This window comes from Streptomyces hokutonensis, assembly GCF_042751305.1.
Taxonomy (GTDB): domain Bacteria; phylum Actinomycetota; class Actinomycetes; order Streptomycetales; family Streptomycetaceae; genus Streptomyces; species Streptomyces hokutonensis_A.
Window position 1 is genome coordinate 23,448 of the sequence record NZ_JBHYWD010000037.1, and the last position, 17,293, is coordinate 40,740.

23 protein-coding genes and 1 pseudogene are annotated in these 17,293 nt (G+C 68.0%); 3 read left to right on the plus strand and 21 right to left on the minus strand.

From position 1 onward, the window contains the following. Positions 1-29: 29 nt before the first annotated feature. On the minus strand, positions 30-452 hold the full coding sequence (locus tag ACFXC1_RS48425) for an ATP-binding protein (RefSeq protein WP_381256062.1): 423 nt from the start codon (positions 450-452) through the stop codon (positions 30-32). A gap of 330 nt (positions 453-782) precedes the next feature. On the opposite strand from ACFXC1_RS48425, the gene ACFXC1_RS48430 reads away from it, so the two are divergent. Continuing rightward, positions 783-2,108, plus strand: a complete 1,326-nt coding sequence (locus ACFXC1_RS48430; RefSeq protein WP_381256065.1) for a DNA-binding protein — start codon at positions 783-785, stop codon at positions 2,106-2,108. 1 nt (position 2,109) lies between these two features. Here the strand turns inward: ACFXC1_RS48430 and ACFXC1_RS48435 are convergent, their stop codons facing one another. Together ACFXC1_RS48435 and ACFXC1_RS48440 are read right to left on the minus strand one after the other, a co-directional pair. Next, complete coding sequence (locus ACFXC1_RS48435; protein ID WP_381256067.1) at positions 2,110-3,123, minus strand: NAD-dependent epimerase/dehydratase family protein; 1,014 nt, start codon at positions 3,121-3,123, stop codon at positions 2,110-2,112. A 101-nt stretch (positions 3,124-3,224) separates the two neighbouring features. Then, positions 3,225-3,485 (minus strand): hypothetical protein, encoded by a 261-nt coding sequence (locus ACFXC1_RS48440; protein ID WP_381256069.1) that lies wholly within the window; start codon positions 3,483-3,485, stop codon positions 3,225-3,227. A 44-nt stretch (positions 3,486-3,529) separates the two neighbouring features. On the opposite strand from ACFXC1_RS48440, the gene ACFXC1_RS48445 reads away from it, so the two are divergent. After that, positions 3,530-3,703, plus strand: coding sequence for a hypothetical protein (locus tag ACFXC1_RS48445; RefSeq protein ID WP_381256071.1), 174 nt, complete (start codon positions 3,530-3,532; stop codon positions 3,701-3,703). Positions 3,704-3,818: 115 nt separating this feature from the next. On the opposite strand, the gene ACFXC1_RS48450 is transcribed toward ACFXC1_RS48445, so the two are convergent. The 15 genes from ACFXC1_RS48450 to ACFXC1_RS48520 all read right to left on the minus strand — a co-directional run bounded on the left by ACFXC1_RS48450 (position 3,819) and on the right by ACFXC1_RS48520 (position 14,219). Next, positions 3,819-4,202, minus strand: coding sequence for a hypothetical protein (locus ACFXC1_RS48450; RefSeq protein WP_381256074.1), 384 nt, complete (start codon positions 4,200-4,202; stop codon positions 3,819-3,821). Positions 4,203-4,789: 587 nt separating this feature from the next. After that, positions 4,790-5,113, minus strand: a complete 324-nt coding sequence (locus ACFXC1_RS48455; RefSeq protein WP_381256076.1) for a hypothetical protein — start codon at positions 5,111-5,113, stop codon at positions 4,790-4,792. Further along, on the minus strand, positions 5,110-5,403 hold the full coding sequence (locus ACFXC1_RS48460) for a hypothetical protein (protein WP_381256079.1): 294 nt from the start codon (positions 5,401-5,403) through the stop codon (positions 5,110-5,112). The genes ACFXC1_RS48455 and ACFXC1_RS48460 overlap by 4 nt, the downstream gene beginning before the upstream one ends. Positions 5,404-5,415: 12 nt before the next feature. Then, positions 5,416-6,228 carry an N-acetylmuramoyl-L-alanine amidase gene (locus ACFXC1_RS48465; RefSeq protein WP_381256081.1) on the minus strand — a complete coding sequence of 271 codons (813 nt, stop codon included), beginning with the start codon at positions 6,226-6,228 and terminating at the stop codon, positions 5,416-5,418. A gap of 70 nt (positions 6,229-6,298) precedes the next feature. After that, positions 6,299-6,595, minus strand: coding sequence for a hypothetical protein (locus ACFXC1_RS48470; protein WP_381256084.1), 297 nt, complete (start codon positions 6,593-6,595; stop codon positions 6,299-6,301). A 12-nt stretch (positions 6,596-6,607) separates the two neighbouring features. Beyond that, on the minus strand, positions 6,608-7,255 hold the full coding sequence (locus tag ACFXC1_RS48475; protein ID WP_381256086.1) for a hypothetical protein: 648 nt from the start codon (positions 7,253-7,255) through the stop codon (positions 6,608-6,610). A gap of 108 nt (positions 7,256-7,363) precedes the next feature. After that, positions 7,364-7,660, minus strand: a complete 297-nt coding sequence (locus ACFXC1_RS48480) for a hypothetical protein (protein WP_381256088.1) — start codon at positions 7,658-7,660, stop codon at positions 7,364-7,366. 13 nt (positions 7,661-7,673) lie between these two features. Further along, positions 7,674-8,246 carry a hypothetical protein gene (locus ACFXC1_RS48485; protein ID WP_381256091.1) on the minus strand — a complete coding sequence of 191 codons (573 nt, stop codon included), beginning with the start codon at positions 8,244-8,246 and terminating at the stop codon, positions 7,674-7,676. Between the two features lie 163 nt (positions 8,247-8,409). After that, positions 8,410-8,730 (minus strand): hypothetical protein, encoded by a 321-nt coding sequence (locus ACFXC1_RS48490; protein ID WP_381256093.1) that lies wholly within the window; start codon positions 8,728-8,730, stop codon positions 8,410-8,412. An 8-nt stretch (positions 8,731-8,738) separates the two neighbouring features. Continuing rightward, the gene (locus tag ACFXC1_RS48495; RefSeq protein ID WP_381256096.1) at positions 8,739-9,569 is read right to left on the minus strand and encodes a hypothetical protein; all 831 of its coding nucleotides are present in this window, start codon (positions 9,567-9,569) and stop codon (positions 8,739-8,741) included. 95 nt (positions 9,570-9,664) lie between these two features. Then, entirely contained in the window at positions 9,665-10,351 is a 687-nt protein-coding gene (locus tag ACFXC1_RS48500) for a glycine-rich domain-containing protein (protein WP_381256099.1), read from the minus strand. Between the two features lie 97 nt (positions 10,352-10,448). Continuing rightward, the gene (locus ACFXC1_RS48505; RefSeq protein ID WP_381256102.1) at positions 10,449-10,970 is read right to left on the minus strand and encodes a hypothetical protein; all 522 of its coding nucleotides are present in this window, start codon (positions 10,968-10,970) and stop codon (positions 10,449-10,451) included. Further along, the gene (locus tag ACFXC1_RS48510; protein ID WP_381256105.1) at positions 10,970-11,995 is read right to left on the minus strand and encodes a hypothetical protein; all 1,026 of its coding nucleotides are present in this window, start codon (positions 11,993-11,995) and stop codon (positions 10,970-10,972) included. The genes ACFXC1_RS48505 and ACFXC1_RS48510 overlap by 1 nt, the downstream gene beginning before the upstream one ends. Positions 11,996-12,229: 234 nt before the next feature. Continuing rightward, positions 12,230-12,736, minus strand: a complete 507-nt coding sequence (locus ACFXC1_RS48515) for a hypothetical protein (RefSeq protein ID WP_381256108.1) — start codon at positions 12,734-12,736, stop codon at positions 12,230-12,232. A 292-nt stretch (positions 12,737-13,028) separates the two neighbouring features. Beyond that, positions 13,029-14,219, minus strand: coding sequence for an IS110 family RNA-guided transposase (locus tag ACFXC1_RS48520; RefSeq protein WP_381256110.1), 1,191 nt, complete (start codon positions 14,217-14,219; stop codon positions 13,029-13,031). A gap of 316 nt (positions 14,220-14,535) precedes the next feature. On the opposite strand from ACFXC1_RS48520, the pseudogene ACFXC1_RS48525 reads away from it, so the two are divergent. Further along, positions 14,536-15,003: pseudogene (locus tag ACFXC1_RS48525) on the plus strand (LysR substrate-binding domain-containing protein); the annotation flags it as partial. Positions 15,004-15,143: 140 nt separating this feature from the next. On the opposite strand, the gene ACFXC1_RS48530 reads toward ACFXC1_RS48525, so the two are convergent. The 3 genes from ACFXC1_RS48530 to ACFXC1_RS48540 are packed head-to-tail and all read right to left on the minus strand — an operon-like array spanning position 15,144 to position 17,293. Further along, the gene (locus ACFXC1_RS48530; protein WP_381256113.1) at positions 15,144-15,656 is read right to left on the minus strand and encodes a cupin domain-containing protein; all 513 of its coding nucleotides are present in this window, start codon (positions 15,654-15,656) and stop codon (positions 15,144-15,146) included. 17 nt (positions 15,657-15,673) lie between these two features. Further along, complete coding sequence (locus ACFXC1_RS48535) at positions 15,674-16,075, minus strand: PPOX class F420-dependent oxidoreductase (RefSeq protein WP_358633917.1); 402 nt, start codon at positions 16,073-16,075, stop codon at positions 15,674-15,676. A 60-nt stretch (positions 16,076-16,135) separates the two neighbouring features. Next, a complete protein-coding gene (locus ACFXC1_RS48540) occupies positions 16,136-17,293 on the minus strand; it encodes an epoxide hydrolase family protein (protein WP_381256117.1) in 1,158 nt (385 codons plus the stop codon).

Sequence of the window (17,293 nt, forward strand, 5' to 3'; positions counted from 1 at the left end):
TGCGAATCTCGGACCGAGGCTTGGGGGACTCAGGCTGAGACGTTGCGAGCAGGGAGGGCCGTGGGCAGGGGGAGCGTGCACCAAGCGCGGGTGCCGTCTGCGCTGAATCCCCACCTGCCACCCGCCTCCGCCGTCACGGCGTCGACGAGGAGCAGGCCACGGCCGTTCTCACTGTCGGCGGACGGGTGCTGCACCGCAGGGAGCTGGGAGGGGGTGTAGTCGGCGACCTCGATACGCAGGATGCCGAAGGACGGCAGCCACGCCCGTACACCGATGCTGTCCGATCGGCCGTACAGGATGGCGTTCGCGCACATCTCGGAGATGACGAGAAGCACGCTGTCGACCAGGTCGTCCGGCACCCGGCAATAGCGGCACCAGGCCCGCGCGACCCGCCGGGCCCGCCCGACGCTCGCCGCAGCCGCCGGCATCACGACGTCGAATCCATCCGTCACGGGATATCGGACAGGGACAAGAAGTGGAGCGGGCATCAGGCTTGCTAATCCGGCACGTTCTGGGGGCATGGGGGTGACTCCATGGCTTCTGTGCTCAGGCGAGCACTCTCAGCGAAGTAGGCGATCAGAGTTCACCCACCCCGGGTAGCTCCGCCATGACTTGCGACGTGGCTTCCTCAGCACATCCGGGCGACTGACGTGGCCTCGGGGTAGCTTTGAAGTGGCTTCTGCGCGAGGGAGGTTGCCCTCGGCAGCAAAGGCGGTATCCCCTGCCGGAGAAGGGATCCGATTCGTAGGCCGATCGCCTGCGTCTCGCAGACTGGGGGCGGAATGAGGACTGAGCCAAGGACGCTGCTCGCATGGCTGTGCGTTCGGGACAAGGTCACTTATCGCCGATTCGCGAAGGACTTCACCCAGCACGGCGTGCGGATCTTCAAGAACGGCAGCGCCCGCCCGACATGCGGCGAGACGCAGTTTCGGCGGTGGACGGGCGGCCAGTTACACGGGCTGCCGGTCGCCGAGGCCTGCCAGATCCTTGAGGCGATGTGGCCCGGCTACACGGCAGAGCAGCTGTTCGGGCCGCCGCCGGGGACAGATCCCCAGGCACCCGCGAATGACCTGGAAGAGCGAGTTCGAATGACCGCAGAAGAAGCCCTTGAGGGCGCCGACGCGACTGCTTCGGCGTCCATTTCCGACAACACCATTGATGAACTGCGCGACCAGGTGGAGGCAGTCGCCCGCAGGTACCACCAGATCCCGCCCGCCGAGGCCTACGAGAGCATCGACCGTATGCGCCTGGCGATCGAGCGGCAGCGAGACCGGACGCAGGTACCCGTCCAGCAGCAACAGCTCATGATCCTTAACGGGCAGGCCGCCGCCCTTCTCGCGGTCGCCGCTTTCGATCTCGGGTACTTCCCGAGTGCCCGGAGCCTGGCGCGTACAGCCGCCGTGTTCGGCGAGACAACCCGCTTCACGCCGCTGCAAGCCTTCGCCGACGGCACGCTCGCCTACATCGCCTACCACACAGGCAACGCCACCGAGGCGGTGACGAAGGCTGCCCGTGCTCTGTCCTACAGCGGTCTCGGAGACATGGCTACCCGACGGCATCAGGCGATCAAGGCCAGGGCCCATGCCCATCTCGGCGACGTCGTCTCAGCCCGGCAAGCGATCCTGTTGTCCGCGGAGGACGGCCACGGCCGCCAGGACGATCTGCACGACGGCGTGGGCGGTGAGTTCGCGTTCTCCCTGGAGCGCCTGGCCATGTCCACCAGTACGACAGCGTTGGTCATCGGCGACGCCGCGCAGGCCGAAGCCGACGCGCGGCGCGCCTTGGAGCTCATCTCGCAGCGGCCGAGTGAGGAGCAATCGGCTCACGTGCGGGCAGGTGCGGCCGCCGACCTCGCCCACGCCCGCCTCATCGCGGGCGACGTGGACGGTGCGGCCGAGGCTCTACAACTGGTGTGGGAGGTCCCCGAGGCGCACCGGCAGACGGGCATCGTCGTCCGCACGGCCCGTATCGGGCGGCGCCTCAACCGGCCCGAATATCACGGCTCTTCGCTCCCCACTGAGCTGCGGGAGCGGATCGAGGACTTCAACCGCGCATCCCCGCCGCACCGCATCGGCCCGCACGTCGGGCTGCTCGCGATCGAGAGCTGATCTACAGAGAGGCGAGAATCTTCGCCTCCTTCTCCGGCGCAATCCCGTGGTCCGCCCACCGCGGGTGGTCCACGGGACGTCCGTTCCCGGCCCACCACCGCCACGTGTCTCGAACGGTGTCGGCAAGCGGCCGGCACCGAAGCCCTACCGCTGCGGCGCGGCTGGAGTCAACAGCCCACACGCCCGCGTGAGTGCGCCACAGGGGCAGCTCCGTCCATTGCTTCACACCCTGCTCGATCAGCACCGCAGGGTCGACCCAAACCGGTGCCCCGGCGCCGCCCGTCTCAGCAAGGCACGCTTCGAGGAAGCCGCCGAAGGTGGACCCTTGGGGATGGGTGACGTTGAAGCCCCCGCTCTCGGAACTGGCCGCCTGGTCCAGAGCGAAGGCGGCGACGTCACGGACGTCCACCGGCTGAATGCGCTGCTCTGCCGGGGCGGGGGCCAGGATGCGGCCACCTCGCTTGGCCCGCTCCAGCCACCACGGCAGTCGCCCAACGTACTCTCCCGGGCCCAGGATCACACCTGGTCGCAGCAACACCGCAGCGTCCCCGAACAACTGGGTCACGGCACGCTCCCCGCCGGCCTTCTGGAACCCGTACTGGGTGGGAGAGCCGTCCGGGCCGGTGTAGCCGTAGGACTCATCGGCGTCGGCCGGGCAGTCGAGCAGCGGTGAAGCGTCGGTGAGCGGCTGGTGGGGCCATCCCTCGTACACGGAGACAGTGGAGATGTGCACCCATCGGCGGGCGACTGGACGCAGCCTCGTCACCGCCGCCAGGACGTCGCGCGGGGGCAGTTCGGAGCTAGACGTGTCGATCACGGCATCCCAACTCCCGTGTCCGGCAAGGCGCTCCAGGTCAGTGTCGTTCGTACGGTCTCCGTGAATTGCCTCCACGCCGTCCGCATCGCGGCCGGAGCGCCCGCGGTTGAAGGTAGTGACCTCCCAGCCTCGCGTCAGTGCGCCGTCCACGATGTGCTTGCCCAGGAACCATGTCCCGCCCATGACCAGAAGTCTCATGGGGCTGATCCTGCCGTGCAGCCGGAGGCGGGGGAAGCGGCCATGCGCGACCAGAGCGGCCGCACCAACCGGGGCGGGCTGTGGCCGCCCTCGGCAGCCGTTCAGGCGTTGTAGCCCTTCTGCCTGACGCCGGGCCCCCACTTCGCCGCGGCCTCGACAAAGCAGCTACGGCACAACGGGCTCGCGCCGATGCCGTACCTCTTGCACTTGGCGTAGCACTTGCAGCACAAACCCTCCTCCGAGGAGTCCCACACCGAGCTCGGGTAGTCCTTCAGCGGGGTCACTGTAGGTGTGGCCATGGTGCGCGGCCGTTCTACATGGGCGATGTGCGGCGGTATCGCCTCGAACGCAGAATAGAACACGATGGCCTCGGCCCTTTGTCAGTGCCGCGCCGTACGGTGGAGCCATGCCCCACTCCTTCCGGCCTCACGGCCGGGTGACGCCTGCCCTTGACCAGGTCAACGAGAGCATCCGCCGTCTCATGCATCAGCCCGCGAGCGACGAACGCACGGCCGCGTACGCGCGGCTCCTCGCCGATTGGGCCGACGTCACGCGGGACGACGTCGACCAGGCCGCCTGAAGCATGCCGCCCCCGCCCGGTAGCCGGACGGGGGCGCAAGGTCCAAAGATCAGCGCAGCCAGACGCATTCGTATAAGGACACGACCACGGTAACCGCGGGGTCTGACATCGGCCTTCAGCGGCCGGGATGGTCCGCCGCGTAGTGGGCGGTGATCGCCGTCTCGACGCGCACCCGGAACGCTTCGGCCCGAGCGTTGGCCTGCGCCGTGAGCGCCTCGTCGAGCCGGGACAGGTCGAGCGGAAGGACGAGCGGCTCCGTGGCCGCCTCCAGGCCGGGGTTTTCGTCGTGGTGCCACCCACAGCCGAGCGGGCACCCGAACCGGATGGTGCCGCCCAGCCTGCCCCACCGGTCATCCGGATACGTCGGCATGGCGATGATGCTCGGCTCGGGCAACGGCGCCGCCGCGGCAGCCTCGCGCGCCGCCATCATCTCGTCGTACGCCTCGCGCGGGGACTTCATCGGCAGGCGCGCGAGCAGCGCGTCCAAGTCATCCGTCATAAGCCCCAGCATGGCAGCGCCCCCGGACCCTCGGAGCGGAGAGGGCCCCTCAGGGCCGTAGGTTGTCGATCATTGCAGCCCATCCGTCCGGCGTGCCGGGATAGCGTCGCTGTCGGCCCTCTCGCAGTTGCGGGTTGCCCTCTTCATCGAGGGTTAGCGTGACGCTGGTGGCAACCCCTGGACCACCTTTTAGGTCCGTGAATCCAAGCCGCCAGTAGAACCCATGGGTCCCGAGGGTTGGTCGTCCGGCGCTGTCGTGGGGTCCCTGGCCGATAAACAGGTACGACCCGTCTTTGTCCACATCGACCCAGTGGACATAGTGCTCGTGGCAGCCCCACACGTACCTGTTCCGCCGCCACCACTTCTGCCGCCTACCCAAACGGTTGATGGATTTTTCAAGCTGTCTTCTAGCCTCGTAGAGCGGGCCTGTGGGGCCGAAAGGATCCACGTCCATATCGCTCCCTCCCCCGTTCGCTCCGACAGTACGTGCTTACCCTGGCGGACATCGCCCACACGGCCTGTCGCCGGCATGGCAGCGCCCCCGGACCCTCGGAGCGGAGAGGGCCCGGGGGCGGTCTCAGGTGGCGTCAGCGGCTGAACAGGGCGACTGCCCCGGTCACGATCCCGGCGAGGCCGGTGAGCGCGCCGATTGCCGGGAGTGGCCACCGCCCGGATTCCAGCGACGCGAGCCGGGCCTCGTCACGCTGTTGCCTCGGGGTCTCCCCCAGTTCCAGTGCACGCAGCCGGGTCTCGTGGTCCGACACGTCGCCCTTGATGTCCCTGCTGTCGGCGAGGATGCCGTCGAGCTTGCCGTCCACGCGCGACACCAGCCGCGACACGTGCTGCACCTCCTGATACATCTGCACCGGCGAGATGTAGAACCCCGGCTCGGGCGGCGGCTGCGTGGTCATGGGCGGCTCTCGCGCAGCAGCTCGACGATGTTGTCCGTCGACCGGTAGCGGGGCGGGCTCGCCCAGCCGAGGAGCGCGCCCGCCGCGCCCTTCAGCCAGGCCGGCCCGCCGATCTTCTCAACGGTGCGCTCGACAAGCCGGAACACCAGGTAGTAGGCGCCCGCGACGGCGAGCGTCACAGCGGCCTGCGCCGTGTTGCTGTCGAGGGTGAACCCGAGATGGGTCAGGGCCACGATGATCCACCCGGCGACGAGCGGCACAACCGTACGCAGTACGGAGGGCAGCAGCACGACGAGTTCCTTTCAGACGTGGGGCACCTGGAGCTTGTTCCATGTGGTCGGGCCGGGCGGCCACTTCGCGGCGGCCCCGCTGTACCCGCACTCGCGCTGCCACGCCTCGTAGGAGTCGACGTCGGCCTGGCCGAGCTTGGGCCCCGGGCCGACCTTGTACCGGCCGCAGCCCTCCGCGACGAGGCGCTTCCCCATCGCGGTGAAGATCGGCGAGCTCTTGCCGAGCGCTGGCGTGTCCCCGTCCATGAAGAACGCTTCACCCGGGTACGGCTCGAACTTGGGCTGGCTCGGCGCTTTGCCGGTGGCGCGGGCGACGATTCCCGGGAACACCACCTCGTGGAACTGCTTGACGCGCGCGGCCCCAGGACAGGCGTGGCCGTTGGGGTTCCACTCCGAGAACATCCTGTGGAAGCCGTACCCGGGGTCGTCCCAGGTACGGCACACCCGCAGCGGGATGCCCTCCTCCTGGTGCAGCCAGACACCGAGCCGGATGATCGTCTCGACCTGCTCGTCCGTCCACGGGTCACTCGCTTCGAGGTTCGACGCCGACTCCAGCGACACGGCACCGGTGCCGTCCGCGCGCCGGTTCGCGGAGAAGTTCGCGTCCGCCCTCGTGTGCGTGCCGATGTACTGGCCCAGCGAGCCGTCGTACCCGAGCCCGAAATGACTCTCCAGGTTCGTCGAGTCGCGCCAATACTCGTACGTCCGCTCGGGCGTCCACGGGGCGACGATGCTGTGCAGGATGAACTGGGTCGGCCGGATCGCCGGCTGGCTGTCCGACTCCGGTTGCAGCTCCATCTTCTTGGCGAACGGACACCACGCCATGGTCAGACCCCCTTCAGGTGAGGAGGCCCGGCCCACAACCAGCAGCTCAGAGGGAAGTGTAAGCCGGACCCTAGTCCGCCCGGTCGCTCATCAGTTGGGGCTTGTAGCCGGACAGGGTCTGCGCGACGTCCGCGCTGAAGCCGGCCGCCACCAGCGCGTCGTACGCGTTCTTCTTCTGCGCGGACTCCTGCGCCTGGACGTCGGCCTTCCGCTGCTCCAGGTCCGCCTCGATCGCCTGCCGCTTGCTGTCGTACTCGTCCTGCGTCAGCAGCGTGGCGCCCGCGGGGTGGACCGGGTCGGCTGCCGCCGTGACGCGCTCGGCCACCGAGCCGTCCGGGTACTCGTAGTAGAAGGTCTGCTCCTGCATGGCTGGCTCCCGTCAGCTGAACTGGTTGGACCAGACCCACGCGCGAAGCGACTTCTGGATGCGGGTGATCGTCGCGCCGCCGCTGCCGCGGCCGGCTTCGACGTTCATCGTGATCGTGCGCGTCTCACCGGGGTTGAGCGTGAAGGCGGTGATCTTGTTGTCCTGGGAGTGGGTGGCGAAGATCGTCGCGTTGCCCTGGTTGGCCAGATAGTTCATGTCGTCGCCGTCGATACCGGCCATGGCGCCCGAGCCCGGCGGCAGCACGAAGTCCAGGTCGACCTCACGGAACAGGAGTCCCAGTCCCCGGCGGCACGGGTCCGGGTTCGTGATGTCGATCGAGATCGTGTCGATCACCTCAGATGCAGCCGCAGGCACCGGACGCGGAGTGCTCAAAGCCGTCGTGAGCTGATCCCCCTGGAAGTCCGCCCAGTACGGGGGATCGGTGCGCAGCTCGCCGGTGGCGGGGTCGCAGTACACGCCTCCTGCGGTGGCGTCGAGGTCGCACGCGTACGGCCACGTGCCGACGTGCGCGGCGAGGGGGGCCGAATCGGTGCCGTCGCCGGTCAGGCCGCAGCCGGTGACGGGCGGCTTGGCGCTGATGACGTAGGGGTTGGACGTGCTGCCGTTGCCGTCGACTTGTGTGCCGGGGCCGGCGGTCACGGTGCAGGTGCACCGGCGGCTGCATCCGCATCCGGACAAGGTCACTCCCGATTGGAGAGAGCTTGCCCGGCCCAGAACCAGCGGCTACCAGGGAGTCTACGGCCAGCGTCAGGGGCCGTCGTAGTGCGACAGGTGCCGTGCCGGCGCATCGGCAAGGCCTGCGGCGATGAGCGCGTCGTAGGCCTGCTTGGCGGCGGTCTGCTCGTCGGCCTGCTGGGCGGCGCGGTGTTCCTCCACGGCGTTTTCGATCTGGGCGAGAGCGTTCTGATATTCGGCCTCGGACACGGTCCGGCCGGGGGCGGGCAGCGCGGGCGGGGTGTCGCCCTCGTACCGCCAGGCCCCAACGGACCCGTCGTCGAAGATGGCCCACTGGTTGGTGAGGGCCGGCTCGGTGGGAGTAGTCATGGCCGTGACCGCCTTACCGGGTGATGAAGAGCGCGCGGACGATGCCCTGCACGTGGGTGTAGGTGGCGCCGCCGGAGCCGCGGCCCACCAGGACGTCGAACCCGAGGGTGACCGTCTGACCGGGCTGCGCGATGCCGGCGTTGAGTACCTTGGTGACCTGCCAGTGGGCGCCGTTGAAGGCCGTGTTGCCGGTGTTGCGGTAGTAGACCATCTCGTCCGGCCCACCGAATCCGTATTCGGCTGCGGCGCCCGGCGGCAGGTCGAGGGTCACCTCCATCTCCTGCGACAGCACGACCGTGGCGGCGTTGCACGGGTCCGGGTTGGTGAACGGAAACTCCACCCGGGTCACCAGCTGGTTCCGGCCCGCTGGCACCGGCACGTTGGCGTAGTCCCGATCGAAGAACATGGACGTCATGCGCGAGCGGCTGCGGGGCTCGCCCCGCAGGATGCCGTCGCTGCCGCAGACGATGACTCCGCCGTTGTCCTCGGGATCGCAGGCGTACGGCCAGCTGCCGCCCGCTACGGCGAGAGGTGAACCGTCGGTGCCGTCGCCGGTGAGACCGCAGCCGGTGACAGGCGGCTTCACGCTGACGACGTAGGGGTTGGACGTGCTGCCGTTGCCGTCGACGTGCGTGCCGGGACCGGCCGTTACCGTGCAGGTACACCGGCGGCTGCATCCGCATCCGGACAAGAGGACCACTCCCGAGTGGAGAGCTCGCCCGGCCCACAACCAGCAGCTATCAGGAAGTCTAACTTTCCTGCCGGTCTGGTCCGTCGTAGCCGGACAGGCGGCGCGCGGTCTCCTCGCCGAGACCGAGCAGGGTGAGCGCCGTGTAGTCCGCGAGGGCCTTCCCCTGCTGTATGGCCTCCTCGTCAGCGAGGACCGCGGCCTCCAGGTCCTCCATCGCCTTGACCCGCGCCAGGTAGTCCTCTTCCTCCACGAAGGAGCCCGGCCGGGCCAGTTCGGGCGCGGCATTGGCCGTGACTTCCATACGGCCGGCTGTGCCGTCCTCGTATATGACGTAGTAGACGGCCGATGTCGGTTCGGTCGGCGCGACGCCTTCAAGCATGCTCGTCCTCACAGGCTGATCATCAAGCAGCGGATGATGGCGATGATCTGGGTGTAGCGGGCGCCGCCCGCGCCTCGCCCGACCGTCGCATCGAAGCTGACCGTCATGGTGCCGCCCGCGGGGATCGTGCCGCCCGCGAGCACCTTCGTGGCCTGCGCGTGAGCGCCCGAAATGGTGCCCGACCCGTTATTGCGGGTGTAGTACATCTCGTCGCCATCGAAGCCCGTCGCCGCCGCAGCACCGGCGGGAAGGGTCAAGTACACGTCCACCTCACGCTCCACCACCACGAAGGCCGGGCGGCACGTGTCCGGGTTGGTGATCGTGGTCGAGAACGTGTCCGCCCTCTGGATCGCCCCAGTCGGGATCGCCCTGTTGTAGGTCCGGCTCTCCCCGTACCGGGTCATCGAGACCTTCCCGCGTGGCTCCGAACGCAGGACGCCGTTGCTGTCGCATGCCACGACACCGCCGAAGGTGTCCACGTCACACGGGTAAGGCCATGCCCCGGTGTTGGCCGTGACGGGAGCACTGGCAGAGCCGTCACCTGTGATGCCGCACCCGACGCTCACCGTCGCCGCCCCGGTCGGCACGAACAGGCCGCCGTCCGGGCCGGTCGCGAGGTTGTTCCCGGCCTGGTCGGACAGGTGCGCGGAGACGACGCCGGTCGACGAGTCGTAGCTGATGCCGTCCCCTGCGGAGATGCATGGGCGGACGTCCTCACAGCCGATGACAGCCGAGACCACGTACGGGTTGAGGGTGCTGCCCGCGCCCGTCACTTCGGCGTTCTCACCGGCGATGACCACGCAGTTGCAGCCGTCGCCGCCACACTGACACCTGGCCAAGATGCCCCGCCCTTCAAGGTGATCTCGGCCCGGCCCACAACCAGCGGCGTGACCGTCAGTCTACGGCGCGGGCCAACGCCCCCGGCTGGGGCAGATCAGCCGTAGAGCTCCACGATCACGCAACCCGTTCCGCCCGGCGCGCCGTTGACGGACCCGCCGTAGGAGAGCCCGCCGCCCGCGCCTCCGCCGAAGCCACGCGGACCGGTGCCGTTGCCTTCGCTCGCGCGCGCCTGCCCACCGTGGCCCAGGTAGGACTCGCCGCCTCCGCCGGAAATCCCGTTGGTGCCGTTCAGTCGGATCGCGCCTCCGCCGGGGCCGCCGCCCTGTGCGAACTGGCCGCGGCCGGCGAGCGGAGCCGCCGCGCCCGACGACACGTCCGCCGTCGTGCCGGACGTCTGGATCGCGTGTCCCCCGTCGCCCCCGTTGGCCGTCACGAACCCGCCGAAGGAACTGCTGCCGCCCGCCCCGCCGCTCGTCGCCGTTCCGCCCGCGTCACCCCCGGCACCCACCACGATCGTCTCCACCGCGCCCAGCGACGATGCGGCAATCAGCTGCTCGCTGTAGCTGCCGCCAGCACCCCCGGGCCGCACGATGCACTGGTTGGCGGCTGCGTTCGCTCCAGCCGAGCCGCCTCCGCCCGCCTGGACGCGGACGAACACCCGCGCCAGCCACGGATAGTCGGCCTTCTTGAACTGGAAGGTCCCTGGGTCGTTGTGGACGACGATCTGGCGCAGGCCCATCGTTCCCGGCTTGAGGCACAGTTCCCCAGTGTCGGAGTCCACCGTGAAGTACGAATCGCAGACGCAAGCGCGGGCCAAGGCAGGTCACCCCAGTGAGTTCGATCCTGCCCGGCCCACAACCAGCGGCTACGAGCAGAGGTTAGCTGGCCGGGTGGCCGCTCGCGGTGACGTGCACCTGCACCCCAGCACCCGCCGGCGACGCCGGCAGCAGGCCCAGCCCGAGGAGCGGCTGTGTCCGCCACACCCGGACCGTCGCGCTCGAGGAGGTGACCTGCTCCAGGGTCACGGTCACGGTGCGGTCGTCCTGCGGGTGAGGGTCCACGGGGAGGGCGCTGATCACCGGTGGTGCCGCGAACGGGACGCTGTACGTCCACGTGGCGCGGCCGTCCTCTTCGGTGGTGAGGACGGCCGCGACGGGCGGCGCACCGGGTGGCCCCTGCTCACCGCGCTCCCCCGGCGCCCCCGTCTCCCCCCGCTCCCCGGGCGGTCCCGGCTCCCCGGGCGGCCCCGGCTCTCCCTGCGGGCCCTGCTCTCCGGGCTCGCCCTGCTGCCCGCGCCTGCCGGGTTTCCTGGACAGCGTCCTGGACTGGCGGTTCAGGTCGCGCAGGACACCGCCCATCGGGTCCATGGTGCGGCGCGCCGCAGAGCCTCGTACCGCCATCAGTTCTCCAGTTCGCTGCTCAGCGGCGCGAGCGTGACCTGCACACTCTCACCGCCGCCGTCCTCGGACACCTTTACGCCGCTGATCTTCAGCCGCTGCCGCAGCGGACGGCACGTCACCTGCGTTGCCACGTCAACGCACCAGCCCGGCACGAGCTTGGCCACGTCCACCGCGGCCTCCGGCGACAAGGTCACCTCATCGGAGCTGAGGAACACCGGCACCGGATAGGCCGCCGCCCGCTTCGACCGCGCGGCCGCCTGCGCCGAGGCGCTCGTCGTCACCGACGTCTCCTCCACGCTGCGCTCCAGCAGCCCGTAGTAGGCGTCCGTACCGCCCGAGACGCCCTTGATGCCGCTGTCCTCGTCGCCGTGCACGATGCACCGCGTCGCGAGCGCCGTACCGTCCTCGGCGACGATCAGGCCCTCCGGGAAGTCCGCATCGGTGAGGGTGCCGACGCTCGCGCTCCAGTCCTCCGGCATGAGGACGATCGTCGAGCCGACGGCGGTGAAGTCCAGGCCGGTATCCGCGAGATCGCGCAGGTGATCACCCGTCTGCCCGATGTCCTCCGTGTACTGCCGGCCGCCCTCCACGCCGGACTCGCCGAGGATCTCCACGGTGTGGCCCGGGTCGTCCGGCGCGAAGGCGTCCTCGATCAGCCAGTTCGCGATCTCGGTGAGGTCGGAGCCGTCGAAGACGATCGACTGATGAGGCACACGCCGGTCGAGCCACGCCATGACGTCGGACGCCCACAACTCCACCTTGCCGAAGGACCATTCGGCCTGGATGATCGGCCCCTCCCACACGGTGACACCGTCGCGGGCGATGACCAGCTTGTGTCTCCACGTGCGGACCTTGCCGAGCTGGGCGCAGCAGTCGCCGTCGGGGTTGATCACGACGTGCGCCGTCGACACCTCGTCCAGGATCCTCGTCCACTCGACGGACACCAGCGTGTTCGCCGGCGTCACCACCGCCCCGCCCCGGTCGACGATGTAGGCGAAGTGGACGCCACAGCCTGCTGAAGACAACGGGCCCCCTTTGGGAGAAGGAAGCCCGGCCCAAAACCAGCGACGCCAGTTTCAGGCTAGTTCGCCCACGCAGTCCGGCACAAAGGCCGGTCACGTCATGCCCTGGTCACACTGGCGATGCCATCAACGCCCGTTCCTCTGAGCGACTTGCACTACCAGGGCGGTCCTGGCGGCACTCGACCTGCCTTCGCTTCGACCCGCTCAGCTTGCTAACGGGCCACGCGCAAAACCGAGTCAGTGGAACCCCGCTAGTTGCTGGCCATCATGGAAGTCCGACATGTGAATCTTACAACTCTTTGTCTGAACCACGGCGGTGACGTATTGCGCATCGCCATAGGCGTAGAATTCCATTGCTCCGTTCGCCGGGAGGCCTGTTACGCCAAGATAGATCGACAGGCCATTGATGCCGCCGCTGTTCAAGTGTTGGTTGAATTGCTTCAACCGAAGTCGATCTGTGGCCGGACGACTGGGCTCCGTCACGACCCACGTACCATTTTTCCCGATTGCCCATTCGCCGCGGGTGTCGTGGACGGGATTCGGAACTATATTCACACCCGCCGTCAGTACCTCAATGTAGAGCGCTACTTCTTTGAAATCCGTTGTCCCGAAGTTCTCGGGCACCAAGAGGTCGATATACATCTCCTCGACGTCAGGGTGACCGGCGAGAGATCTGAGACCCGTGGTTCCGATGAACAGAATATCGGACTGGCAGTTGGGCGGCTCTTTAGTGTAGCTGGCCATGAATGACCCCTTTTTCAGCAGCCCGAGCTAACTGCGACTCGGGAGCCCCCAGGGAAGATATGCGATGTGCCCCCGCCCCGAGGCGGGCGGTCCGGCCTCCGGACAGCGCCTGAATGACGTCTTTGAAGTCTCAGTGCCGTCCACATGTACTCAATGGCTGTCTCGCTGAAGATAGTGCGCCATTGCTATAGCTGCTCGCGTAGCACCAACGATATATCCCAAAAGTCGACCGTGCCACCGGACCGCGTCGACATCCCAGCGATCTTGGTTCAGCGATTCCTAATGCTGTCTGTCAAGCCGCGTGAGCGGTGGGCGATACGGCCTCGTAGGTCCGTCCGTCGCGTAGGAGTGCCCAAAGGACGTTGACGCGGCGGCGGGCCAGGGCCAGGACGGCCTGGATGTGACGCTTGCCCTCGGAGCGTTTGCGGTCGTAGAACCGGCGAGAGTCCTCGCAGTTTCGGATGCTGAACAACGCGGAGATGTAGAAGACGCGTTGGAGTCGGCGGTTGTAGCGTCGTGGGCGGCGGAGGTTGCCGCTGATCTTCCCGGAGTCTCGGGGAACGGGAGCAACGCCGCCGAAGCCGGCGAGGCGGTCAGCAGTACCGAAGAAGGCCATGTCGCCGCCGGTCGCGGCCAGGAACTCGGCACCGAGGATCACGCCCAGTCCGGGCATACTGGTGATCACTTCGAAGTCCCGATGTTCGCGAAACCGGGCCTCTATTGCCTTGTCGAGTTCGGCGACCTGCTGGTTGAGGGCCATCACCTCCGCCGCCAGGGTGTGCACGAGTTGGGCGGTCAGTTTCTCGCCGGGCAGGCTCGTGTGCTGGCGCCCGGCGGCCTCCCAAGCTGTCTCGGCGAGCCGGTCAGCGCGCAGGACCTTGCGGTTGCGCAGCCAGGTCTCCAGCCGTTTCACGCCGATTCGGCGGAGGGAGGCCGGGGTCTGGTAGCCGGTCAGCAGCATGAGCGGGCCGGCGTTGGTCAAGTCCAGAGCCCGCTCCAGACCGGGAAAGATGCTGGTGAGTTGGGCGCGGAGCCGGTTGACGGTGCGGGTGCGGTCGGCGACCAGGTCCATGCGGCGTCCGGTGAGGATCTTGAGGTCGGTGACCGTCTCGTCGCCGGCACGTAAGGGGTGCAGGTCGCGGCGGATGCGGACCTGGTCGGCGATGACGGCGGCGTCCTTGGCGTCGGTTTTGCCTTCGCCGCGGTAGCTTTCGGCGGCGCGGTGGATGGCCCGGCCGGAGATGTAGTGCACCTGCTGGTCCTGGTTGACGAGGAGCGTGATGGCCAGGGCGGCCCCGCCGTCGGCCAGGTCGATGCCCCAGGTCACCTCGTTGCCCAGAGCCAGGACAGTGGTGAGGAGTTCGAGGAGTTCGGGTTCATCGTTGGCGACGCGTCGGGAGAGCAGCCGGTGGCCGCTCTCGTCGATCGCGACGCAGTGATGATGGGTCTTGCCTGCGTCGATGCCGGCCCAGATCGCGGCCATGTGGTGCCTCCGTGCGGTGTGGTGCTGGAGCCTCCCGACGGACGACCTCGCTGTCGATTCCCTACTCAGCGATCATTCGCAATTCCTAATTGGCAGCCGAGTCGTCGTGGGGCGCCGGGCGGCCAATCACTGAAAGCCATCAGCGGCAGAGCGTTTTGAACCACACCCGGCACCCCTGGGTGGGTGAACCATACGAGGGGCTCACCGCCTCCCGCAGAACAACGTAGGGAACAACGTAGGGAGCGTTTTCCAACCTCAGGTTGACGCGTGGTGAAGGACGAGGACGGCCTTCACCATGTCGGTGATCCGGACAGGTGTCGAGGTCCGCATCCGCGAGACCGACCTGACCGATCCGACCTGCGGACTGCGCGCCGGACTGGTCGACGTCGCTCTGACCCGTGGGCCGTTCGACGAGACAGGTCCGACAGTGCACGAGCTGCGCGCCGATGATCCACTGGCCCGCCGCGACCGCCTGAAGGTGGCCGACCTGGCAGACAGGGGCTGGTTCCAGTTCCCGGACGGCACGGATCCGATCTGGCATTCGTACTGGAACGGCGGGGAGCCGCGCGAGGGTCCAGTGGTACGCGCTGTCCAGAAGTGCCTGCAGGCCGTGCTCTCGAACGGAACAGTCGGCATTGCCCCGTTCGGGCACGACCTGCCCAGGGAGCTGGCTGTGGTGCCGCTGATCGACATTGCGCCGAGCCGTGTGGTAGCGGCGTGGAACGAGGGTGACCCGAATCCGCTGGTCCGGTCGTTCGCTCAGATCGCCACAGTCGCTTACCGGGCTGAGCGTTCCGCGGCCGGCGAAGGCATGGCGTGTCCGCGTGCGTACCGTGAGTGGGGGCGACAGCGCTCGGCGGGTACATCAACACCGACTCGTCGTCCTGCACCGTAAACCAAACATCCCGGGCCTAGGCCGGCGCTCTAAAAGGACGAGTCAGGCGCCCAGGCAGGGTCGTCCCAGGGGGCTGGGGACCTGGAGGCGCAATTGCCTCCATAGCGGCACGGCACTCGTTCCCGGTGGGGGCATCGAGCCTGGGGGGCGGGCTGGCCGTTGGTGATGATGTTCTGCTCGAATCCGGCCGGGGTGAGCATGTTGTAGACACGGCCGACTTCGGATTCGACGCGGAAGCCGTGGCGGACCTTGGGCGGCAGGTAGATGTAGCTGCCGGGTCCGGCCGGGATCTCCTCGTCTCCGACGGTGAACACGAAATCACCTTCGAGGATGAAGAACGCCTCTTCCTCCTTGTCGTGGACGTGCAGTGGGGCGACGAGTCCTTGCGGACACAGTTCCTCGAACGTGCAGGACCGGCCGTCGGTCTGGCTGCCGTCGGCGAGCACTCTCCAGTACGTGCCGACGTTCCAGTAGGCCGGGGACTGGTCCGGCGCCCAGACATAGGGGCGGGCGGTGCCGGCGCTGTGGGGGAAGCTGGTCATGACGGTCCCCTTGGTCTTTAGTGCATGGGGGAATGGATGACGGAGTCGACGGTGATGGTCAGCAGGAGCCGGGTCTGGCCCGGGCCGCCGTACGAGGCGTAGGGGTGGCCTGTGTACTTCTGGGCGAGGTGTTCGATGCTCTCGGCGGCGCCGTCGGTCGTGGCGCTGGTGACGCGTCCCCGTACGGAGAAGTAGCGGGAGGTGTCATCCGGGTCGGCGATGCTGACGGCCACACGGGGGTCGCGTTGAACGTTTTTGGTTTTGCGGTAGCCCTCGACGGTGTTGATGAGGATGTGTTCACCATCGGTGTCGACCCAGGTCTGGGTGAGCTGAGGCGAGCCGTCCGGCATGGTGGTGGCGATGAAGCAGGGGCTGGGCCGGTTCAGCAGTTTGAGGAGTTCGCCGGGCAGGGGTGTCATGAGGTATCGCCCTTCCTGGGGGGAAGCTGTCGGTAGGAGGTGCCGATGCCGGCGGTGCGCTCAGCGCAAGGAACGGAAGGTGGTCCGGACTTCGTCAACGAAGAGTGCCGGTTGTTCCAGAGCCGCGAAGTGCCCGCCCACCTCAAGCTCGTTGAAGTGGACGACGTTGCTGTAGCGGCGTTCCACCCAGCGCTGGGACTTCCGGACGTGCTCCTCCGGGAACATGCTGAATCCGGTAGGCAGTGTGATCGGTGCGGCGGCGTTCGGCGCGGAGGGCCGTGCCGACCGCGCCATTTCCCAGTAGGTCCGCGCAGAGGACGTCCCGGTGTTGGGAAGCCAATAGAGCATGATGTCGTCGAGCAGCTCGTCCAGGGTGAAAGATGCTTCCGCGTCCCCCGGCGTGCCGCAGGTGTCCTGGAACATCGCGTAGATCCAGGCAGCCAGGCCGATGGGGGACTCCGCGAGGGAGTAGCCAATGGTCTGAGGGCGGGTTGCCTGCTCCTTGGCGTAGCCCGAGAGGTTCTCCCAGAAGTAGGCGGCGCTGTCGAGCATTGCCTGCTCATGCTCGGTGGCGTCCCGGATCTCGTCGGGCGTTGGCGGGAACATGGCGAAGTTGAGGTGCAGCCCGACGCATCCGTCGGGGGCCTTGCGGCCGATCTCGTCGGTGACCGCGCATCCGAGGTCGCCGCCCTGGGCGCCCCATCGCCGGTAGCCAAGCCGGTCCATCAGCGTGATCCAGGCATCGGCGACCCGGGGGAATCCCCAGCCGGGTTCCGTAGGCCGGTCGGAGAACCCGAATCCCGGCAGCGACGGCACCACGAGATGGAAGGCGTCCCGCGGGTCACCGCCGTGGGCCGCGGGATCGGTCAGTGGGCCGATGACCTTGTGGAAATCGAGGACGGAGCTGGGCCATCCGTGGGTCATGACCAGCGGGAGGGCGTCCGTCTCAGGCGAGCGCACATGGAGGAAGTGAATGCCCAGACCATCGATGATGGTGCGTGACTGGCCGAAGCAGTTGAGGGTCTTCTCGCACCGCCGCCAGTCGTAGGTGTTGAGCCAGTAGTCGTGCAGCGCGCGGAGCTTCGCCAACTGGGGTCCCTGGCTGGTGTCCAGAACGGTCTCTGGATCGGGCCACCGGGTGCGGGAGAGCCGCTCACGCAGGTCGGTCAGCTGTTCCTCCGGCACAGACAGGGTGAAGGGTTCGATGAGTTCGGACAT